We start from the raw sequence: 16,050 nt of genomic DNA on the forward strand, positions 1-16,050 counted from the left end.
CCGACGGCCAGCAGATTGTTTGTTGGTATCACCGCCGGGTACATTTGCCAGAAAATGTTGAATGTACGATCAGTTGATCCACCTGTTCAAGGTGTAGCCACCATCCCAAACCTTCACCATATCCAGGCTGTGGTCAATACACCTGCCTCGCTCCGGGAATCTGGCGGGTATTTTGTTAGCAAAGCGGCGCGCGGAGCCTGTCTGAACGGCCGCTTTGAGCACAGGCCACGGTCCCTCGTGGGTCGGGTATCGCCCATCGGCTGAGGCGCAGACTGATTCTCCTTTCCCTTGAAAGGAGAATCATCATGGAAACGATTGCGGGCAACCGCGTGCCCTGCGTGCCGTGGAACAAGGGCAAGCTAACCGGGCAGCAGCCGCCGCTGAAGCTCAGGGAAATCTGGGCAATCCGAATTCGCCTGCAACTGGGGGCGAAAACTCGCGATCTTGCGATGTTTAATCTCGCGATCGACAGCAAGCTGCGCGCTTGTGACCTGACGAAATTGCGGGTGCGCGACGTGTGCCTTGGCTCACGTGTAGTGCCCCGAGCGACGGTCATGCAGCAGAAGACGCAGCGGCCGGTGCAGTTCGAGATCACAGAGCAGACGCGGGATAGCGTGGAAACCTGGATCAAGGCAGCGGCGCTGACATCGGCCGACTTCCTGTTTCCGGGGCGGATCCATGCGTCGCCGCATCTCTCGACGCGTCAGTACGCGCGACTCGTGCATGGCTGGGTCCGTTCGATCGGACTTGACGACACCGCGTATGGAACGCACACGATGCGCCGGACCAAAGCATCACTGATCTACCGCCGGACGAAGAACCTCCGTTCGGTACAACTACTGCTCGGTCATACCAAGCTTGAAAGACCGTCCGGTACCTCGGCATCGAGGTCGACGACGCGCTCGAGATGGCTGAGCAGACCGAGGTCTGAGCGGCAAATGGCCGGACCGTAATCGGACGTTGTCCGGCCACGAGCGGCCACTCGACACCACCGGGTACATTGTCGACAATCCGAAGGCTGCATCCTATGCTGCATATCCTCTCTGAATGAGAAATTCCACGCTGCTCTGCCTTCAGTGCTTGCTGGCCCATTGAGCTTGAACTGTCGTTGAAGGAACTCATGACAAAGCGGCCGACAGCTATGCTCATCGGTTTGTTGTCGAACCGGAAAGCGGTTACTTGTAACGACACCACTCCAATCAGTCGTTGCATGTCAATTCGATGACAAATATATGCCTCGAAGATTGCTTAATAGATTTTCACTCAGACAATTACCCAAAACGCATCCATTTTCCTTCGTTTTAAAGAAGCCTAAAGTTATTCGACAGATCGCCGTAATATTGGCATTGCCCGACGACAGGAGTGGGAGATGGCTTTATCGATTGATCCAACGAACGCCGCAGTCTTGACGGCTACACAACCCGGTCTTGGTTCAGCTTCGAGGATGCAAGCGTTTGCCGAAGATTCAGCATCGGCCGTACCTGCCACACTTGCGGCCGATGATCCGAAAGCAGATGCAGCAAAGCTCGCAAATGCGTTGAAGGCACTTTCACTTAATCTGAAACTTGGCTCAGACGCAGAACACGTTGCTTCGGCGCTTGTCTCTTCGATGCAGGAGTTGATTGCACAACGTCCGGATCTTGCGAACGCTCAATTCGATTTTCAGGCTGACAATGGGTCCATCAAGGTAACATCCAATTCTCTTCGTGATAGCGACAGAAAATGGCTGCAGGACATGCTAAATAGCAATGGCGCACTTGTTCAGGCAGTCAATACTTTCCATGACGACGCCGTCGCAAGCTACTCGACCGCAGCGGATTCATCGGGTTCGTCACTCACGAATGATCAATTGGACTCAGTGAGCAAGCAGGCAGACAATCTGGTGGGCTTCATGGAGTTGTTCAAGCGATTCGGCACCGACGCCACAAGAAATTTGAATTCGCAGGATTCATTTTACGACTCGGATGGTGCCAAGATTGATTTAACACAGAACCCGGAAACTGCCACCGGTTTCTTGAGCTTTATGCATGGGGCCCAAGCACTAGCTAACGGCACGGCTGCGGATGTTAGCCCTTCGGGGCGAGTGTTCTATGGAACCAAGATTAACGTTTTTGACAATTGGGATGCCCTGCCGCAGTTTTACCCTTCGGATATGACGTCGCTTGGTGTGCACGTTATTGTTTGACCCCTTTTTGTGTTACGGATGATAATGGCCCGCGACAGCGGGCCATTCATTTTTAATAACGTCCAAGGTATCTTTCAGAGCAGATATGCACGAAGCGGCTTAGACCTGCAAATGGCGGAGTGATCTGCTGTGGCGGGTTGTTAGCCAGATACGCCAAAGCAAATGAATTCGGGTTATAGGTGATGTCGTAGTGATCAGCCGGTACGGCCGTCGTCTGAAATTGCCCCTCCGCGGTTCCTCCTCCCTGGCAATTGCCGATGTTCAACGTGGCAAACAGATTACCGCCAGGATCGCCCGTATAGCCGTCCGTACTGCTCAATAAAACAGGCGATGCGCCAAGGTTGGTGTCATACACTTGGATAACAACGTGTTCTCCTGGCGGAAGTCGGAGATTGCCCGTATGGTCCCAAGCTGCGACACCCGCGACGATTGTGCGTGCAACGTTCTCACCGCCGGGAGCCAGATGCGAAATATTCTCGGTATCCAAGAACTGGAAAAAGCCCGCTGTACCAGCCGCGTCGGAGACGCGCAGGGAATATGTCGATGCTGTCGCCGCCTTCGCTGTTCCTTGCGAGCCGACTACGCCAGAAGTTGACGCGCCAGTTGTTCCATTATCGTACACGCGCATCATGAGGGTCGCGCCAGCCGACGAAGTCACGGTGTACATGACGCCGGGCGTGAGCGTGGCCCAAGTGTTCGGTGCCGTCTCAAGTTGCGCAGTTTGCGTATTCGTGGTCGCAGTGAACGCGACCAGATTCGCCGTTTGATTCTGGTTGGTCGTGACCGCGTAGTAGTCGACATCCGAAGGAGAATCGAGATTCCCGTTAATCAACTGAAAACCCGTTAATTGTGTGGGATGCAGTATCGAGTCGTTGGGCTCATATGAGTCGTAGCCTGTTGTTCCAAGCACTTGAAAGAGGAACGACGCACCACCGGCGCCCGACTGCGAATCAACTAGCAGCAAGAGTCTAACCGGGCCGCCGGGGATGGCTTGAACGATCTTGTTCTGAGACGTGTCGCGCTCGTCATCAAGATACGTGAGTGAGCCATCCGAATTGACTTGCACTAGATGAGCGTCATGCTCTTCGTTGAATGGCAGGTTGGCGACGTATCCCACGTACTTGGTGGCATCTGCCGTGACAAATTCAAAGCAGTCGGTGAAGCCGACCGCTGCCGTGGTTGCGCTGTATACCGATCCGACTTGAATATCTGCGCAACCCGCTACGGGTGGCGCGACATCCTGCGCATTGAACTCAGTTTGGCGAGTTGTTCGAAGCGACTGAAACCGCTTTGCTGAAACAGCTGTTGGTGGGACCTTGACCGCCTTCGAAGCTGACGCTTTGAGATTGGAGAAGGGCGGGGTTATGTCGGGCGCACTCATTCCCGAAACGTGGGATTGCGCATCTATGGTTTCTGCTGAAGCCGGAATAGCGCTAAAAAAAGCGCTAGTCGCGGCGATCAAACCCAATAAGACGGCCTTGATTTTCATGATCTTAAATAAGGATACCGTGGTGGATAGGATAACCAAACGGCACCCGAAACATTAGATGAATTCAATGAGATCGTCGACGAATTTATTTTTGCTAGTTAAAAAGAGTCTAATATAATGCGTCGTGGATTGAATAATATGCGAAGCGCAATTTTCCCGAAAACAGCAATTCGCATTATCCAATGCGGCCGGCCAAAGTGATTTGTCTTGTAGGCCTGTTGATTTGCGTGGAATCATGGTCCAGCCTCACGGATTCACTCCAATTTGCATCGAATATTGACTCACATAGAACACCGTGGTAAGTGAACAAGTGATCGATCTGGCGATATTGAGCATCATCCGATGCTGGTACTTTCGCGATACGGTTCAGCTAATGCAATGAGTGAATGGTGAAAAAGTCCTATTCGTCGCAAGTCTTCCAGACGTTTGGCCTCGAACTACGCGCGATGAGTGTTAATGAGCTTTTTCGACGAAGATCACATGTTCAAACAACTGACCCACCTCCGTCGTCAATGTGGGCTTCGAGCCACACTCACGGCAGTTTGTCACCCAGTCGAACGGCCGCTTACGCAGGACCTGAATGCCCCTTGTGGGTCGATTTCCGCCGCCCGCCAAGCCAATTCCAGACCTTGACCCGGCGAATTCATACCGGCGACAATCCTGGTCCCGCACGCCTATCAAATGGAGCCTCATGAGCATCATCCAAATACATCGCGTGATGCGCACCGACGCCGCCGAGTTGATCGCCGGGAACCTGGCAAGTCAGGATTACCACTCACCTTGGGTCACATCATTTACCGATCAAACGGGATTCAATAATTGGTTTGCACGCAGCCTCACCGGACCGAACGTCGGTCTCGTTGCGCGTGAAGCAGCATCAAATAAAGTTGTCGGCGTAGTAAACATTAACGAGATAGTCGCAGGCGCTTTTCAGAGTGCATATCTCGGGTATTACGGGATGTTGAACTTCGCCCGGACCGGATTGATGACGGAGGCACTACGAGCGGCTATCGGCTTTGCGTTCAGCGAACTTGGATTGCATCGACTGGAGGCAAACATTCAACCTGGGAATACTGCATCGATTGCACTTGTGCGTCGGTTGGGTTTCAGACAGGAAGGCCTTTCACCACGCTATCTCCGCATAAATGGCGAATGGCGAGACCATGAGAGATGGGCGTTGCTCGCCGACATGTTCAGCTAGGCTGAGCGTCCGCTTTGCATCGATCCGAGCGGCTGTAGTGGAGCGGCTGTAGTGGGATCGTATGCCACCAATCGTTCCCGTACAGAGCCTCACGATCTTAAGCGAAAGGCATGAGCCAGCATGCCGGCCACATCTGATCACTCGCCTCCTATTTGCCGCATCGTCGCTGGCAAATACTGTTAGCAAACGCTCCCGAACGACCGGCCCCTTTCCGAACTTCGACCCGATTGATAAGCCCATTCTCATGCCGCGCGCCGGAGCCCGGCCCATCGCGAGCAAGTCGGCGATTGACCTGACAGAGCCTTCTTCCGTTGCAGCACGCGAATGTTGGCATTCGCGGCTCTGGACCAGCACGCCCCCGGCCACCATCAGGCATACTCCCCTTGCATAAATCCATATTTGGACTAATATAGCATCAGAGTTCATTTAAGGACTTCCCACCATGCCCTCAGCCGCACCCATTGCCGGCGCCGCCCGACCATCGCGGCGCAACCAACCCGAACCGTCGCTCGCCAGCATGTCAGCCGCCGGCCTGCGCGCGTTCTTCAAAATCGCCCACGACTGGGACCTAAGCACCGACGAACAGATCGTCCTGCTCGGCTCGCCGGGCCGCTCGACGTTTTTCAAATGGAAGGCGGAGCCGCAAACCGCGCGGCTCGCGCGCGACACGCTTGAAAGGTTGTCGCTGCTGCTCGGCATCTACAAGGCACTGCAAATTCTGCTGCCCCAACCGGCCGCCGCGGATGCATGGATCAAGCGCCCGAACAGCGCGCCGCCCTTCGGCGGCGGCCGCGCGCTGGACCGGCTGCTGGCCGGCAACATCAGCGATCTGATCGCGGTGCGCCAGTATCTCGACGCAATGCGAGGCGGCTGGGCGTGACGGAATCGCAATGGCAGGAACATTGGCCCACGTCGCCGCTCGCGTGGCTGCCCGCGTATCGCGTCGTGCCGACGCGCTTTCCGGCGGTCAATCTGTTCGATCGCGTCGCGTCGCCCGACGATTTCGACGCGCTGTACGCGCTCGAAGCAATGACCAACGACCGGCTGCGCACCGAGGTCGGCGAACTCGATCTCGTGCCACGCGACGAACGCCGCTTCGGTCCCGGCTGGGGGCCGATCATGGCGGCATTCACCCATCTGAATCCGCTTGGCAGCCGTTTTTCGGATGGCACCTACGGCGTGTTCTACTGCGCGGCGTCGCGTGCGACAGCGATCGCGGAAACGCGCTATCACTCGGCGTTATTTCTGGCGGCCACGCAGCAGCCGCCGCTGCGTCAGCAGATGCGGCTCTACACCGTGCTGGCGGAAGGCGATGCAGTCGATTTGCGCAGCGGCGCAGGCGGTGCGACGAATCCCGCCACCCGTACCGGCGCGCAGGATGTGGAAATCAAGCAAGACACCCTCGCACGCTTCGATCCGGCCGTGCTGTCGCCGACCGACTACACCGCCGGGCAAGCGCTCGGCCGGGCGGTACGGGCAGCAGGTGCGCCCGGCGTTGTGTATCCATCGGTGCGCGACGCAGGCGGCGAATGTCTCGCCGCGTTTCGGACAACGCTACTACGCGACTGTCATCACGCCGCGTACCTCGAGTACAACTGGAATGGCAGCAAGATCGACGTGGTGTTCGAACTGAATCAGATCGGTTGACGGCGCAACGAACGTGGGCGAAGCCGGTGCGCAAATCATGGGAATGAAGCTGCGAACCGCGCTACAAACCACAGGCTACAAACCGGGCGCCTGAACCTGCTTCGCCACTCAAGGCAACGCAAACGCCGACGCCCCTTCCGCACGCGCCATATCGACGCTCACCGACCAGCGCTGCGCCGTGCGCGCTTCAACGACAGTCAGCTTGCCGCCCGGCCCGAATGCACCGGTATCGATAAAAGTCTGTGCCCCGACTTGCACCACGTCGCGTACCGGCGTGTGTCCGCAATAAGTGGTCGACAATCCGCGCACGCGGGCCGGATCGTAGTTGCCCAAAGCGAGGTCGCGTCCCCATAAAAGCCGCTGACGCGTCGCGTTCGAAAAGTCGCCGCGATCGAGTTCGGCGTCGGTGCCGAAAAACTCGGCATGCAGTATATTGAAGCGCTCGCTACCGCTGCCGACGACGCGCACGATCGGCAACAAACGCAGACGTTGCGCGTAGTCGCGCAACCTTTCGTCGGACAAGCTTTCGCCCCACTGTCCGCCGATGTCATACCACCACTTGCGCCGCAGACGCCCTTCCGCTACGCCGCACAGCGTATCTTCATGATTGCCGAGCACGGCGTAGAACCACGGCTTGTCGAGCAACGCGAGCGCTGCTTCGGACTGCATTCCGCGATCGACCAGATCGCCGACTGAAAACAGGCGGTCACGCGCGGGGTCGAACACGATCTCGCGCAGCAGATAGCGCAACGCGTCGACGCAACCGTGCAGATCGCCGACGACAAAGTCCCGGCCGACCCGATTCACCGGGTGATGTTGAACGGTAGTGACCAGAGTGGGCTCCATCTCTCGATGATAGTGCGATGACACGCCGGCTGTATGAGTGTTGTCGATCGTTCGATCGCACTTTTGACTCTACATCGTATCGTCGAGTTGCACATTGAACGGTCGCGCAACGGCAAATCGTGCCGGCAATTTATGAACGGGTTGTTAAGCCGGTTACTGTGGCTGCTTGCGCAGTTGCGCGACCTGCGTCGCGCTGACCGACGAGCGAGGATAACCGAATTGCGCCGTGACGTAATTGCTAAGCGCGACAATCTGATCGTCAGTCAATTGATTGCCGAATGACGGCATCCATACCTCCGCTTGCTGTGTCTTACGGCTGACACCATGCAGGATCACCATCACCAGGTTGGCCGGATCGGCAGCGCCGGTCACGCTGTTGTGAATCAATGACGGGTAAGCACCCGGCGCGCTCGCGCCCACGCCTTCACCCGTCCAGCGGTGACAGCTCGCACAGTTCGCAATGAAAAGCTGTGCGCCATTGACACCATTGGCACCGCTGAGCACAGCGCCGCGCAACGCAGTCACGGCGGTGGCCGGCGTGCCAAGCGTGTCGCGCGGCTGCTTTTCCGCACCGCGCACCGGCGGCAGCGCGCGCAGATAAACCGCGATCGAGCGCAGGTCTTCGCCGGACAGGTACTGCGTGCTGTCCTCGATGATTTTCGCCATCGGCCCCGCCGCATAGGCACGCCCTGGTGCGACCCCGTTCGACAGATAAGCGACGACGTCGGCGGTGTTCCAGTTGCCGATGCCGCTAACCTTGTCCGGCGTAATGTTGAACGCGTGCCAGCCGGCCTGCACCGCCCCGGAGAAGCGTGCGCGCGACGCCAAACCTTGTATGAAGTTACGCGGCGTGTGGCACTCGCCGCAATGCGCGAGTCCGTCCACCAGATACGCTCCGCGATTCCATTCGGCGCTCTGTTTCGGATCGGGCACAAAGCGCCCCTCGTCGAAGTTGAACAGATTCCAGAAGAGCATCAGCCAGCGTTGATTGAACGGAAACCTCAACTCGTTCGCAGGCGGCGTGTTGTGAACCGGCACGATCGTGTTCAGATACGCGCGAATCGCGAACACATCGCGCTCCGTCACCTTCGTGTATGACGGATACGGAAACGCCGGATAGAGCCGCTCGCCTGTCTTGCCGATCCCTTCGTGCATCGCACGCAAAAATTCCGCGTCGCTCCATTGGCCGATACCGGTGTCGGGGTCCGGCGTGATATTCGGCGTATAGATCGTGCCGAACGGCGTGCCCATCGCGACCCCGCCGGCGAATGGCCGGGTTTTGTCGGATGTGTGACAGGTCATGCAGTTGCCCGCGCGCGCGAGGTACTCGCCGCGTTTCACGAGCCCGGCACGGTCCACACCATCAGCCTGCTCGGGCCCCCGCGCGATCGCGACGGCCATCGGCAATTCATCGCTGCGGACCGTCCCTGCGCCGTACACTTCGAGCCACGCTATATAGAGCGCGAACAACGAGAACGCGGCAGCCAGCGTCGCCATATTGACCGCTCGATGCCGATGCAAACGCCGCTGCTGCGCGACCCGCTGTTCGCGCAACGCGTCGCCCGCACCAGCCAACCGCACGCGAGACGTTGGATGTGTCATCGTCGCTCCGTGGGCTGGATCAGATTTCGCGCTTCAGCTTGTCGGCAAGCTTCAGCGCAAGTGCGGCGATCGTCAGCGTGCAGTTCACCGAGCCGGCGGTCGGCATCACACTGCTGCCCGCAATAAAAAGATTCGGATGATCGTGCGTGCGGCAGTCCGCATCGACAACGGAATCGGCAACATTGCTGCCCATGATCGTTGTACCCATGATGTGATTGTTCGGTGCAAAGTTATCGTCGAAAGCGACCTCAGTGCCGCCGAAGAGCGCGGCGATCCGCGCGTACTGCTCGTGTGTATCTGCCGCGCTCTTTTTCACGTAGTCGCCGATCGAGTAATAGATCTCCGGACGTGCGATACCCAGTGCGTCCTTGTGTTCCGCCGACGGCACAATCCGGTTTTGCGGATCGGGCAGCGGCTCGTGAAAACTGTCGATTGTCACGAAACGCGCCGCGCGGTTGCGAATCTGCCGATCCAGCTCCGCGCCCGTCAAGCCGCTCGCCAGCAGCGACGAGGTAATCGCCAGCGTCGGCGTCACATTCGACACATGCAGCTTCTTCGCCGCGTAATCCGAACGGAACGCGCCGTCGCGGAAATTCACCACCGACGTCATTTCCATCGGCCCGCGCCCCGGCCACAACGATTCATTCGCGAGAAACGAAACCCGCGTGCCCAGATGGTCCATCAGGTTGCGGCCGACCTGATCGGAGCGGTTGCCGATGCCGTGCGCAAACGCGTCGGACGTCGACATCAGCATCAGCTTTGGCGTTTCGATGCCGTTCGCGGCGAGCACGAACAGCTTGCCGGTGACCCGCGTGCTTTTGCCGGCCGGGTCCTTGTAATGCACCGCGGTCACAAGCCCTTTGCTATCGGCTTCGACGCGGTACACAACCGCTTGCGCGTGCAACGTCGCGCCCGCCTCCTGCGCTTTCTCGACATGCACGATGCCGTTGTACATCGCGCCGATCGGGCAGATCGGCATGCAGTTGTTATTGCCGCAGCAGGTCGGTCTCTGATCGTAGGGACGGCTGTTGCGCGCAACCGGTTCGGGCACGACCTGAAAGCCGTTCGCGTTGAGCACCGCGGTGAAGCGCTGGTCCAGATACGAAAGCGGCAACGCGGGCATCGGATACGCTTGCGAGCGCGGCGAACCGAGATCGACCGACGCATCCGGGCCCGATACGCCGAGCGCGACTTCCGCGGCGCTATACCACGGCTCGAGCACTGCATAGGGGTACGGCCAGTCACGCCCGACGCCGTAGCGCGTCTTCAATTGGAAGTCCTGCGGCAGCAATCGCCACGCGGAGGCCGCCCAATTCCAGGTGGTGCCGCCGACCACGCGCAGATACTGCGCGTGGTACGGATAGTCGCCCTTCTGGATCAGATAGTCGTTCGCCGGTGTGTACTGCGGATGCGGTGCATACGGCGCCGATGGGTAAGGCGTCGCAAGATCGGCTTTCGCCGGCGAATTGCGAAAATTTTCGACGATCTGCCAGCGCGGCACGCGCGGCCCCGCCTCGATCATCAGCACGGAAGCACCGGCCAGCGCAAGCTGATGGGCGACAAGGCTGCCTGCGACGCCGGAACCGACGACCACGATGTCGGCGGACTCACGCATTCGTCGGCTTCTGCGACCAATAGAACGGAATGTCGCGGCAATAGGACGGTACGGTCAGCACGTCATTCACCGGATCGAACATCAGCGCGCTTTCGTAGGCGATGACCTGCACATGCGGCGGATCGCCGACGAGGCCCAGATACCACGCGCGTACGACCGCCGTCACCGTTCTGGCGAGCACCGGCGTATCGGCCTGCAACGCCGCAATGACCGTATCGGACGGCACACCGCCGTGGCTCAGCAGCCAGCTGTTGAGCGTCGCGATGTTCTGCGTGAACTGGTTGTCCGCCTTCGACAGCGCGTCATACGCGCGCTTGCCGAGCACGCTGTCGAAGCGGGTGCGGCCGGTGAGCTTCTGCGAGAGCGCGATAAATGCGTCGAAGCCGCCACCGGCTGGGGGACGCGTGTCCGCCCATGCGGCTGCGATGCGGCCCGCGACGCCTGCCGCAAGCGCGGCAGCGCAGGCACAGGCGCCGGCGAGCCACGCCCGGCGGCTCGCGGAATGCGCCGCCTGCGGCGAGCGCACGCGCGCGTTGCGCATTTCAGCATCTGTCATAGGGGCTCCAGATCGTGTTCGTATTCCGGCCCGCGAAGCGCATCAACGAAGCGCGCCGTTCACGGGCGGTCTGCCCCAATACCTGCTATGCGTGGTCTCTGCGCCGCTTGAAGCGGTCTCTCGTCGACGCCGTTGCGTGGATACTTCGCTTGAAAGCCTCCCGCAAGCGGACTGCGTAAAACTGTGCCGGGGAAATATAACGTCCGCGCGAGCGTTCGACAATCGGCCTGCGAATAGCCCTGCACCGCGCGGTAGAATCGGCCCTTCCAATCAAAGATCCTAATGAACCTGTACCCGCAAGCCCTCCGTAACCGGCCACGCATGGTGATTGGCGCCGTCGCCGGCCTGCTGGTCGCGCTGCTGCTACTGCCGTCGCCGGTCAAGCCGACCGCGCGCGCACTGATCGGCTGGGATGCGGCCGTGTGGCTCTACCTCGTGCTGATCTGGGCTCACATGGCCCGCGCGGATCACGATCAGGTCCGCGACCTCGCGGTGCGCGAGGACGAAAGCGCGGGCTTCGTGCTCGCCATCGTGTCGATCGCGTCGATCGCGAGCATCGCCGCGATCGTGCTTGAACTCGCCACCGTGAAAGGCGGCGGCCAGAGCGTCGCGCCCGGGGTGTCGCACTATGTGCTGACCGCGCTGACGCTCATCGGCGCGTGGTTCCTGATTCCGACGATCTTCACGCTGCACTATGCGCGTCTTTACTTCAGCGGCATGACGAAGGAAACCGCGCTGCTCTTTCCGGATCACAAGCTCGATCCGAACTACTGGGACTTCCTGTACTTCTCGTTCACGATCGCCGTTGCTTCGCAGACGTCCGACGTCGTATTGAGATCGCGGCAGATTCGCCGCGTGGCGCTCGCGCAATCGATTCTGTCGTTCTATTTCAACGTCGCGATTCTCGGTCTGTGCATCAACATCGCGGCTGGTCTGCTCGGATCGTAACCCCCGCTCGGGTCCCGGCGCGGCCGCGCCGGCCGCACATGTAAGAGACGGCGGTCGATTCTCCCGATTTACACACCGCCGGCGGTGCGCCCGCCGTCGCGCGACGGCGCGCCCGCTCCGCGAGTCAGCGGGGCGCCGCGCCGGCCGCACTTTCCGTCCCGGCGGCAGGTTGCGCGCCTGCCGATTGGCATAACGCTTGCTCCCCAAAGGCCTGTGCCCTTGTCACGGGTCCGGTGCGCCCGGTGCCACATGCCTGGGTCCGGCAGCGCCTGCGGAACGGTCGCATCGTGCTCGGCTGCAAGCGGCGTTGCGAATCAGCCAGGCGTCCTGTCGCTCCATGCACTAAATTGTGACGAGTGGTCAGTCGGACCTTCTACAACGGAAACAGGCAGCACTCGCAATGCCCCCATGCGCCGTCGCTCGAGCACCGGCGCGGCATCCGGCTCTGAAAGCCCAATAAGCGGTTGTGATCGCACAAACGGTGCATCCACGCCGCGGCAGGACGAATCTGGAAACGATCGATGGAAGCTCCCCACGCCTATGCGCCGCGGATCTACTTTGTTCACTCCCTGCTTGTCGGCCCGATCGACGTGTGGTCTGCTCAATTCGAGCACGCAGCCGCACTCGGCTTCGACCATGTGCTGGCTGGTGCGCTGTTTAAGCCTGGCGCCGCCGGGCACACGCAGATCGTCAGCGACCATGCGCAATTGCATCCGGTGTTCGGCAGCAGCCAGCCCGCCGCCGAACTGTTGCAGCGCCTCACCGAATCCGCGCGTCAGTGTGGCCTCACGCTGCTAGCCGATCTGGTGATCGACCGCGTCGCCGCCGACGGCGCGCTGTTCAACGCGCATCGCGACTGGTTTCATCCTTTCGAACCTGAGGAAGCACGGCTCGATCCGCGCCACGCGCGACACGAAGACAACGTCGCCTACGCGAACTATCACGGCGATGCGGCCGCGCAACTGATCGACTGGTGGACTCAGGTGATGCGTGCGCTCGCCGAAGCCGGCATCGGCGGGTTTCGCTTCGATTCGCCGCATCGCGTGCCGTCGTCCGTGTGGCGGCGGCTGTGCGACGGCGTGCGCGCGCAGCATCCGTCGGCGCGTTTCCTCGCGGCCACGCCGGGCCTCACGCGCGCCGAGGTGTTGAGCCTCGAAGGCGCCGGCTTCGATAGCGTGTTTTCGTCGGCGCGCTGGTGGGACTTCCGCGCGCCATGGATGCTCGACGAACATCAGGCGCTATTGCGTGTCGGCGCACCGATTGCATTCCCAGAGGCACCGTACGGCACGCGTCTCGTGCACGATGTCGTCGACACGCACGACGCGACCATTGTCGAACGTGTGTATCGGCGCGCGCTCGCCGCGGCGACCACGATCGGCACCGGCTGGCTGATGCCGATGGGCTTCGAATACGGTGTCGCTGAACCCATGTCGTATCTGCATGGCGATCCGCGCGCGTTCGCCGGGCAATGCAATGCGCGGCGCTTCGACCTGAGCACGTCCGTCAAGCACACGAACGCGTTGCAGCGTGATACCTGGACCTTGCAGACCGCCGGCGAACTGCGCGTGCTCAGTGCGCCCGATGCGCCGCTCGCCGTGCTGCTGCGCGGCGACCAGCGCGATCTGCGCCACGCGAACGAAGCTTTGCTGGCCGTATTCAATCCCGAACTGAGCGTACCGGTGCACGGCGACCCTGCGCGCTTCCTCGACGGCGTGCCCGGCGGCTTCACGCGCTTCGTGCCGCTCAACAGCGATGCCCGCTTGCCGCCCGCGCCGCTCAAGCCCTTCGCCGTCGCGCCCGCCGGCTTCCGGCTGCTGAGCGCGGTGCCGGACAAGCCGGTGGTGCTCGCGCCGCCCGCCGACAAGCGCACCAGCAAGACCTCCGCGCACAAGACCGTGCTCGACGCGATCGCGGCCCCGCGCGTCGCGATCGAAAGCGTCACGCCGTCGGTCCACTACGGGCGCTTTCCGGCCAAGCGTGTGGTCGGCGAACGCATCCCGGTCAGCGCCGCGATCTTCGCCGAAGGACACGACAAGATCGCCGCCGCGGTAATCTGGCGCGCCGCCGATGAAACCGCGTGGCATGAAGCGCCGATGACGCCCGTGCAACCCGCGGGCAACGACTTGTGGGAAGCGCGCATTCCGCTCGAGCGGGTCGGCCGTCACGAGTTCACGGTGATCGCGTGGCGCGACGACTTCGCGTCGCTGGTCGACCATATGCAGAAGAAGCTGAACGCCGACCAGCCCGTCGATCTCGAACTCGAAGAAGCGAAACATCTGTTCGCACTCGTGCTTGCCGAAATCGAAACGGCCGGTGATGGCGGGGCGGACCCGAAGCCGCTCGAAGCGGTGGTCAAGGCGTTCACCAAGGCCGACACCGCGAACCGCCTGCAGATCGTGCTCGCGCCGGCGACCGCGCAAGCGGTCGCGGCCGCGCGCCACCGGCCTTCGCTGTCGCGCGACGGCGCAGTCTACAAGATCGACGCCGAACGCTCGGCCGCGCGTTTTGCGAGCTGGTACGAGATCTTTCCGCGCTCGATGAGCGACGACGAGCACCGCCACGGCACCTTCGACGATGTGATCAGTAAGCTGCCGCGCATCCGCGACATGGGCTTCGACGTGCTGTACTTCCCGCCGATTCACCCGATCGGCAAGGCCAACCGCAAAGGCCGCAACAACACGCTGACGGCCGGCCCGGACGACGTCGGCAGTCCGTATGCGATCGGCGGCGAAGCGGGCGGCCATACGGCCGTGCATCCGCAACTCGGCACGCTCGATGATTTCCGCCGCATGCTCGCCGCCGCGCACGACCATGGCCTCGAAATCGCGCTCGACTTCGCGATTCAATGCTCGCCCGACCACCCATGGCTGAAGGACCACCCGACGTGGTTCGCGTGGCGCCCCGACGGCACGCTGCGCTACGCGGAAAACCCGCCGAAGAAGTATCAGGACATCGTGAACCCGGACTTCTATGCGCGCGATGCGAAGCCCGACCTGTGGATCGCGCTGCGCGATGTAATCCTGTTCTGGGTCGATGCCGGCGTGCGCGCGTTCCGCGTCGACAATCCGCACACGAAGCCGCTGCCGTTCTGGGAATGGATGATTGCCGATGTGCGCGCGCGCCACCCGGATGTGATCTTTCTGTCGGAAGCGTTCACGCGGCCGCGCGTGATGGCGCGCCTCGCGAAGGTCGGCTTCTCGCAGTCATACACGTACTTCACGTGGCGCGAGTCGAAGCGCGACTTCACCGAGTATCTGACCGAACTCACGCAGACCAGCCTGCGCGACTACTTCCGGCCGAATTTCTTCGTCAACACGCCGGACATCAACCCGCGGCATCTGCAAGGCTCGGGCCGCGCGGGCTTCGTGATCCGCGCGGCGCTGGCGGCCACCCTGTCCGGGCTGTGGGGTGTCTATAGCGGCTTCGAGCTGTGCGAAGCGGCTGCGTTGCCGAACAGCGAGGAATACCTCGACTCGGAAAAGTATCAATTGCGTGCATGGGACTGGAACCGGCCGGGCAATATCGTCGGCGAAATCACCGCGTTGAATCGCATTCGCCGCACGAACCCCGCGCTGCATACGCATCTGGGCCTCTCGTTCCTGCCCGCGCACAACGACCACATCCTGTTGTTCGAGAAAGCGACCGATGCGCGCGATAACGTGATCGTCGTCGCGATCAATCTCGATCCGTTCCACGAACAGGGCGCGGACATCGAACTCTCGTGGGCGACGTTCAATCGCTGGTACTTGCACGATCACGCCACACTCGACGTGGTCGACCAGATGAGCGGCGAACGCTTCCAGTGGCAGGGCCGCTGGCAGCACGTGCAACTCGATCCGAACACCCGGCCTTTCGCGATCTGGCGCATCGAGCCCGCAGGCGGTCTGCCGCGCGAAACGATCCCGGAAGCCGAATATGCGGCCGCCGCCGGCGGTTCAGCAGACCCCCTCTCAGAATGAAG

The 16,050-nt window shown here is 61.0% G+C and carries 11 protein-coding genes and 1 pseudogene; 7 read left to right on the forward strand and 5 right to left on the reverse strand.

Annotated elements, in window-relative coordinates; translation table 11 throughout:
- Positions 1–305 precede the first annotated feature (305 nt).
- A pseudogene (locus HV796_RS31050) lies at positions 306–931 on the forward strand (tyrosine-type recombinase/integrase).
- Positions 932–1,369: 438 nt separating this feature from the next.
- Positions 1,370–2,185 carry a hypothetical protein gene (locus HV796_RS31055; RefSeq protein ID WP_175231526.1) on the forward strand — a complete coding sequence of 272 codons (816 nt, stop codon included), beginning with the start codon at positions 1,370–1,372 and terminating at the stop codon, positions 2,183–2,185.
- Positions 2,186–2,237: 52 nt separating this feature from the next.
- Here the strand turns inward: HV796_RS31055 and HV796_RS31060 are convergent, their stop codons facing one another.
- Positions 2,238–3,674, reverse strand: coding sequence for a hypothetical protein (locus HV796_RS31060; protein WP_175231529.1), 1,437 nt, complete (start codon positions 3,672–3,674; stop codon positions 2,238–2,240).
- 691 nt (positions 3,675–4,365) lie between these two features.
- Between HV796_RS31060 and HV796_RS31065 the strand changes: the two genes are divergently transcribed.
- The 3 genes from HV796_RS31065 (at position 4,366) to HV796_RS31075 (ending at position 6,522) form a co-directional block, all read left to right on the forward strand.
- A complete protein-coding gene (locus HV796_RS31065) occupies positions 4,366–4,875 on the forward strand; it encodes a GNAT family N-acetyltransferase (protein WP_175231532.1) in 510 nt (169 codons plus the stop codon).
- A 442-nt stretch (positions 4,876–5,317) separates the two neighbouring features.
- Positions 5,318–5,755 carry an MbcA/ParS/Xre antitoxin family protein gene (locus HV796_RS31070; RefSeq protein WP_175231535.1) on the forward strand — a complete coding sequence of 146 codons (438 nt, stop codon included), beginning with the start codon at positions 5,318–5,320 and terminating at the stop codon, positions 5,753–5,755.
- The gene (locus HV796_RS31075; protein WP_175231538.1) at positions 5,752–6,522 is read left to right on the forward strand and encodes an RES family NAD+ phosphorylase; all 771 of its coding nucleotides are present in this window, start codon (positions 5,752–5,754) and stop codon (positions 6,520–6,522) included. Before HV796_RS31070 ends, HV796_RS31075 begins: the two co-directional genes overlap by 4 nt.
- Positions 6,523–6,630: 108 nt before the next feature.
- Here HV796_RS31075 and HV796_RS31080 read toward each other — a convergent pair whose 3' ends face one another.
- The 4 genes from HV796_RS31080 to HV796_RS31095 all read right to left on the reverse strand — a co-directional run bounded on the left by HV796_RS31080 (position 6,631) and on the right by HV796_RS31095 (position 11,141).
- Complete coding sequence (locus tag HV796_RS31080; RefSeq protein ID WP_175231541.1) at positions 6,631–7,368, reverse strand: metallophosphoesterase; 738 nt, start codon at positions 7,366–7,368, stop codon at positions 6,631–6,633.
- Between the two features lie 153 nt (positions 7,369–7,521).
- Positions 7,522–8,970, reverse strand: coding sequence for a cytochrome c (locus HV796_RS31085; protein ID WP_377694794.1), 1,449 nt, complete (start codon positions 8,968–8,970; stop codon positions 7,522–7,524).
- Positions 8,971–8,989: 19 nt separating this feature from the next.
- Positions 8,990–10,585: a GMC family oxidoreductase gene (locus HV796_RS31090; protein ID WP_175231544.1), complete on the reverse strand. Its 1,596-nt coding sequence runs from the start codon at positions 10,583–10,585 to the stop codon at positions 8,990–8,992.
- A complete protein-coding gene (locus tag HV796_RS31095; RefSeq protein ID WP_175231547.1) occupies positions 10,578–11,141 on the reverse strand; it encodes a sugar dehydrogenase complex small subunit in 564 nt (187 codons plus the stop codon). Before HV796_RS31095 ends, HV796_RS31090 begins: the two co-directional genes overlap by 8 nt.
- 282 nt (positions 11,142–11,423) lie before the next feature.
- Here HV796_RS31095 and HV796_RS31100 point away from each other — a divergent pair, with 282 nt between their 5' ends.
- Entirely contained in the window at positions 11,424–12,089 is a 666-nt protein-coding gene (locus HV796_RS31100; RefSeq protein ID WP_175231550.1) for a DUF1345 domain-containing protein, read from the forward strand.
- A gap of 521 nt (positions 12,090–12,610) precedes the next feature.
- Complete coding sequence (locus tag HV796_RS31105; protein ID WP_175231553.1) at positions 12,611–16,048, forward strand: maltotransferase domain-containing protein; 3,438 nt, start codon at positions 12,611–12,613, stop codon at positions 16,046–16,048.
- Positions 16,049–16,050 lie beyond the last annotated feature (2 nt).

Source organism: Paraburkholderia humisilvae (assembly GCF_902859855.1).
GTDB lineage: Bacteria > Pseudomonadota > Gammaproteobacteria > Burkholderiales > Burkholderiaceae > Paraburkholderia > Paraburkholderia humisilvae.